The organism is Nocardia sp. NPDC058497 (assembly GCF_042720195.1).
GTDB lineage: Bacteria > Actinomycetota > Actinomycetes > Mycobacteriales > Mycobacteriaceae > Nocardia.
The window spans coordinates 1-4,453 of sequence record NZ_JBHXMY010000366.1 but is presented as its reverse complement, the minus strand read 5'-3'; the positions used below and the strand labels follow the sequence as shown (position 1 = coordinate 4,453).

The following is a 4,453-nucleotide window of genomic DNA, read 5'->3' as shown; positions in this document are numbered from 1 at the left end:
GGTCGCCCCCACCACACTTTTGTGCGTGTCCCCACGACCGAGTGAACCCGCCCAGGGAAGCAACGGCGGTTTCTCGTACGGGACTGACTACTTCCCCGGCTCACCGGCAGGCGGCTGACCACCGGCGGGCGGCTGACCACCCGGAGCACCGGCAGGCGGCTCACCACCGGCAGGCGGCGCACCGGCGGGCAGCGGCTTGCCGATATTGCGCGCCATATCGGGCATCAGGCGAATGGCGACCTGCTCCCAGGTACCCCAGTTGTGGATGCCGATGTCAGGGAAGTCGTAGCTGACGTTCGTGTATCCCAGTGCGGTGATGCGCTTTTCGAACGAGCGGGTGTTGGCCAGCGCGATCGCCTCGAGCGGCATGCCCTGGGTGATCGCGTCGATCGAGGACAGGTCCTGGTCGGCAGGCTTGGCGCTACCCGCGGAGATGTAGAGGCGGGTGTTGTTGGCGATCAGCTTCTCGGCGAACCCGTACGGGTCCATCCGCCGCCACTTCTCGCTGCCTGCGGGCGCCATCGCCTCGATGTTGTAGCCACCGCTGGCGATCATCGCCGCGCCGAGCGCCTCCCGCATGCCCGGCATCGACATGTGCAGGTAGCCCGACAGCGAACCGGCGTAGGTGAACTGCTCGGGGTGGTAGGCCGCCATCAGCAGCGCCGCGCTGCCACCGCTGGACAGGCCGACCACACCGTTGCGGGTCGAGCTGAAGCCCAGCCTGCTCTTCAGCGCGTCGGGCAGCGTCTTGGTGATGAAGGTTTCCCACTGATAGGTGGTGACCTTGCCGTTGGTGTCCTCCCAACCGCCGATGGCCGACCCGGAGTCCGCGCTCGGCAGGGCCGAACCGTCGGGATTGACGCCGAAGAAGTTGCTCGGCTGCTCCCAGTCGGCGTAGAAGCTGGACTGCCCGCCGACCGGCATCACCACATTGATGTTGAACTTCGCCATCTGCGCCGGGATGGAGGTGTGCTTCTCCCAGCCGTTCAGGTCGTCCTCGGCGCGCTCACCGTCGAGCAGGTAGACCACCCGGTCGGTGTTGCCGTCGGCCGCCCGGATGATGCGGGTGTTGATGGTGCCCATCGAGGAATCGACCCGGAAGTCGATCGCCGACGGGTCGGCATCCGCCGTCGCGGGACCCACCGCGGCCACCGATGCCCCGAGCGGCAACAGCGCGGTCACGACAGCGCCGGCCATGGTGCGCCGGAGTCTGCTGGTTCTGGGTCGGCGCTCCTGCGCCCCTCCCACAGTTACGCCAAGCATGATCGGAGTTCAGACCTTTCCGTTGTGCGGCACCGCCGCTCCCCACTCCACCCGACCGCGACACGACAGTCTGCGGGCGGATCCTGCCGGGCAGCATAGCGCGCCCCCGATCGTGGGGGCACATCGAAAACCGATGTGACGCAGCTCTCTTCGACTCGACAATCTCAGGCCGCCGGGTCGATACGGGAGACGCAGAATCCGTTCTCGGCATGGTCGAGGGTGATCTCGACCGCGGCCGTCGCACCGTCGGTGCCGGTCACCGGCGCGTTGACGGTCACGGTCGAACCCGCCGAGGCGCGGACCGTGAGCGACTTGTCGTCGAAACGCCATATCCCGGACAGGGCGGTGCCCGGTCGATCCGGCGGCGCTAGGCTCTCTACTTCGGGTGGTGTGGCGAGATCGGTTGGCCCGGTTCGGTGTCACGTGGATCGAGCGGTACTTGTCGGTGGTCGGCGTTAAGGTCGAGGTGTCGCGGTTGTGGCAACCGGACACATTCGACGTCCTCGATGCCGGGCTCGACAGTCAAGATCGCAAACTCCCGCTGCAAGGCCATGTCGCCGCTGCGCGTCTGGGCTGGAACCCGACCTACCCCGGCGGTATCTATGCGCCGTCGCGGGTGACGCGGGTGGTGACCTCCCAAGCCATGGCAACGCTGCGGACGTTGCTCTACCGCGACACGGTCATCGCGGCGTTGTCTGCCCGGTTCGATCCGGAGACCGGCGCAATGGCCGCACCCAGCACTGCTGCGGAGTATGTGCCGTCGGGTTTCGCCCGAGGCGTAGTACGGCAGCTCACCGCTCGCGCTCGACGCGCCGATGACGCGAAGACCGAACGCCTGCGGATCACCGACGTGCAGCGACCACCACGGACCTGCGCGATGGCCAGGCTCTCCGCAGCCGATAAGCAACTCGCACAGGTCACAGTCACTGACGGTGTCATGGTGTTGACGGTCAAACTCCCCACCACCGCCACCCCCACAGGGCGTGCGCAGTGGCGGCGGGTCCGGTTGACCGCCGCTATCCCGGCGCACCTGAACATCAGGGCGGTCACCGAGTGGCATCTGCCGACGCTTGTCCTGGACCACCGAGGCCTGCTACTGCGCTGCGCGGCCACCGAACACGTCCCCGCAGCCGATCTGATGTCGGGGACTACCGCGGTGGGTGTGGATTGGTCACCGTCGACCCTCGGTGCCGCCGGGATCGCCACCGAAAGCCCGGACGGGTTGGTCTCGGATTATCAGGGTTGGACGTATGACGACCGAGGCCTCGGTATCAAGCTGGCGCGACTGCAAGCCGAAGGTCAACTGCTGCACCGCAAAGCAGCGCGGTTGGCTGCTCTCGCCGCGACCGCCCCGCCGCGGGTGCGTACCGAATTGGAAGCGAAGATCGCGGTCCTCGACGGGCACCGCACCGCCGTCGGTGCCAAACGAAGAAACCTCAACCGGGAACTTGCCTTTCATTTCGGCCGCGCGGTCACAAACTACGCCGCCGCGGCGGGAGCGAAGGTGATCGCGGTGGAAGACCTCACGACGCTGGAAACTCGCGGACACGGCCGGGTGAACAACAATCGGGCAGCGCAGTCCGCGCGCGGCAAAGCTGTCGAAGCGCTCACCCACACTGCTGCCGGGGTGGGTGTCGTGGTGGTATCGGTTCCGGCTCGCGGTTCGTCAGCGTTGTGTCCGGGCTGCGACGAACCGCTCTCTCGCCCCGGTGGTTACCACCGGGCGTGGTGTGTGCGCTGCGAGGTTGGTGGTAATCGTGATCATGTGGCGGGTGTGAATCTGGCCAAACGCGCGTTGTTGGGGCGCGGCAAAGCTGTTCGCAAGCGCGGCCGGAATCCGGAGGTCCGGGTAATCGAGCATGCGCCGGTGCGCCGATGCCGCGACAAGACCAGTCCAACACCGAGCAGTCCCCGCCATCGTCGGGTCCGTCGTAGTGTTCCCGTAGCGATACCGCCGGTGGGGGTGAATCAGATAAAGAATGTTCCTGCGCCACAAGCGTCGGTGTGGGACACGGTCGAACCTGCAGCCTCGCAAGGTGTTGCAGGTAGCCGTGCAGTACTTGGGTCTCTAGCTCCTGCAACGTCAGTGGCGGAGAATATGAGATCTAAGTAGACGCTGGATCGGCCACATGGCCTCGATCGGCTGGCAGCCGCTGCACAACGCGCACCGGACCGTCGAGCGCGACGGTGACCGGCTGGTCGTCGCCGGTATCGACGATCCCACCGGTACCGGTCTGCCCGGCCACGGTCCCGACCTGCCCGCCGCGCTCGCCGGCACCGACCCGGATCTGCCGGTCGTCCTGCTGGCCCATCAGCCCAAGCAGATCGCCGACAGCTCCGCGGCCGGTGTCGCCCTGCAGATCTCCGGGCACACCCACGGCGGTCAGATCTGGCCGTTCCACTACCTGGTTCGGCTCGACCAGCCGGTCGTCGCGGGCCGGAGCAGGCACGCGAACAACACCCCACGAGACACCCCTCTCGGGACCGGCTACTGGGGTCCGCCGCTGCGGGTCTTCGCGCCCAGCGAGATCACCGTCCTGGTTCTGCATCCGCAGCGGTGACGGGCTGCGACCAGGTCGCGGTCGGCAGCAGGTTCCCGGTGAGCGCGTTGGTGGCCATGGTGGCGACGAGATGGGCGAGTTCCGTTGCACGCGTAGGGTCTTCGTCGAGCATGACCAGCCATGCGAACAGCGGACCCAGCAGCAATGCCTGGACGAGCACCGCGTCCGGCCGGTGGCTCAGTTCGCCGCGGGTGATCGCGCGGTCGAGCAAGGTCGTGATGATGCCGCGTTCCACGGCCAGGAAGGTCTCCGCGAAGCGGGTGCGCAGCTCGGGATCGGCGCGGATATCGGCGAGCAGGCCGGTCAGGGTGTCGGATCCGGGGCCGCGCACCTGCTCGGCGATCCGCTCGGTCAGCGCGCTCAGATCGCCGAGCAGTGTCCCGGTGTCGGCGGGCGATTCTTCGCGCAGGTCGTGCAGCAGGACCGCGAAGATCATCTCCTGTTTGGTGGCATAGCGGCGGTAGATCGCGGCTTTGCCGACTCCGGCGGTTGCCGCGACCGCGTCGACGGTCAGCCCCGCGTAACCGCTCTTCTCGATCACGACGCGCACCGCCGCCGCGATCGAGGTGTCTACCCGTTGCTCGCGGGGGCGTCCCCCCGCTTGTTTCGACGTCGCCATGGTGACATAA

Annotated in this window: 3 protein-coding genes and 1 pseudogene; 2 read left to right on the top strand and 2 right to left on the bottom strand. The window is 67.3% G+C overall.

Annotation, left to right across the window (positions count from 1 at the left end; all coding sequences use genetic code 11):
* Positions 1–87: 87 nt before the first annotated feature.
* Positions 88–1,197, bottom strand: coding sequence for an alpha/beta hydrolase (locus ACFWPJ_RS22075; protein WP_378854156.1), 1,110 nt, complete (start codon positions 1,195–1,197; stop codon positions 88–90).
* A gap of 505 nt (positions 1,198–1,702) precedes the next feature.
* Here ACFWPJ_RS22075 and ACFWPJ_RS22070 point away from each other — a divergent pair.
* Positions 1,703–3,376 carry a zinc ribbon domain-containing protein gene (locus ACFWPJ_RS22070; protein WP_378854154.1) on the top strand — a complete coding sequence of 558 codons (1,674 nt, stop codon included), beginning with the start codon at positions 1,703–1,705 and terminating at the stop codon, positions 3,374–3,376.
* A 4-nt stretch (positions 3,377–3,380) separates the two neighbouring features.
* Positions 3,381–3,824 (top strand): annotated as a pseudogene (locus ACFWPJ_RS22065) (metallophosphoesterase); the annotation flags it as partial.
* On the opposite strand, the gene ACFWPJ_RS22060 reads toward ACFWPJ_RS22065, so the two are convergent.
* Positions 3,793–4,453, bottom strand: a 661-nt coding sequence (locus ACFWPJ_RS22060) for a TetR/AcrR family transcriptional regulator (RefSeq protein WP_378854152.1), incomplete at its 5' end; no start/stop codon positions are given. The pseudogene ACFWPJ_RS22065 and the gene ACFWPJ_RS22060 sit on opposite strands and share 32 nt — an antisense overlap.

Coding starts and splice junctions, on each gene's coding strand:
- ACFWPJ_RS22075 (WP_378854156.1), bottom strand. CDS start 1,197: ATGGCCGGCGCTGTCGTGACCGCGCTGTTGCCGCTCGGGGCATCGGTG.